This window comes from Streptomyces swartbergensis (assembly GCF_002148965.1).
GTDB lineage: Bacteria > Actinomycetota > Actinomycetes > Streptomycetales > Streptomycetaceae > Streptomyces > Streptomyces swartbergensis.
In genome coordinates this window covers 1-631 of the sequence record NZ_NGFN01000850.1, presented here as the reverse complement: position 1 = coordinate 631, position 631 = coordinate 1, and the positions used below count along the sequence as shown (strand labels likewise).

Genomic DNA, 631 nt, shown 5'->3' with positions numbered 1-631 from the left:
TTCCGTACAGGGCGGCGCCCCTTCGGGGTCCTTGTGGCAGTCGGTGATCCGGGCGATGCCGACCACCGCGCCCGTGACCAGCTGGCGGCCACGGATCGTGCGGCCGATCAACGGGATACGCAGGGCGCGCTGGTCGATGGTCTTGCTCGTGTGCAGCAGCACCCAACCGGTCGGCCACCGGGCGGGCCGGTTCTCGACCGTCTTGGCACCGGCGAGAATGCAGGCCGCGTAGGGCTGCCTGATGCTGATGCCGCGGATCCAGTCGCCCTCGGGCAGGGTCGCGAGGCTCATGCGGCTCGCCCCCACACCGCCGTGCCCGGGCGGCCGGCCCGGCGGCCGTTGACGGACGGCACCGTGGCGTGCGCGGCGGTCGCGAGGACCGCACGGCCGGAGTGCTTGCCCTCGTAGAGGGCGGCATCGGCCGCGCGCTGCACCGTGGACAGGTCGCGGGTGCCGACGATGTCGCAGGTCGCGGCGCCGACCGAGGCGGCGACGTTCACCACCTGGCCGGCGTCCAGGGTGACCGGCGTGCGCAGCATCCGCACCAGCTGCGCGAGGCGGACCTCACGGCGGCCGGCGGGCAGCTCCAGCACGATCGCGAACTCATCGCCACCGAGGCGGCCTACGGCAG

The 631-nt window shown here is 74.2% G+C and carries 2 protein-coding genes; both read right to left on the bottom strand.

Annotated features, from left to right (window positions below):
• Window positions 1-291, bottom strand: a 291-nt coding sequence (locus tag CA983_RS44720; RefSeq protein WP_208637205.1) for an ASCH domain-containing protein, incomplete at its 3' end; no start/stop codon positions are given.
• Window positions 288-631, bottom strand: a 344-nt coding sequence (locus CA983_RS44715) for a diguanylate cyclase (protein ID WP_244207384.1), incomplete at its 5' end; no start/stop codon positions are given. The genes CA983_RS44715 and CA983_RS44720, both read right to left, overlap by 4 nt.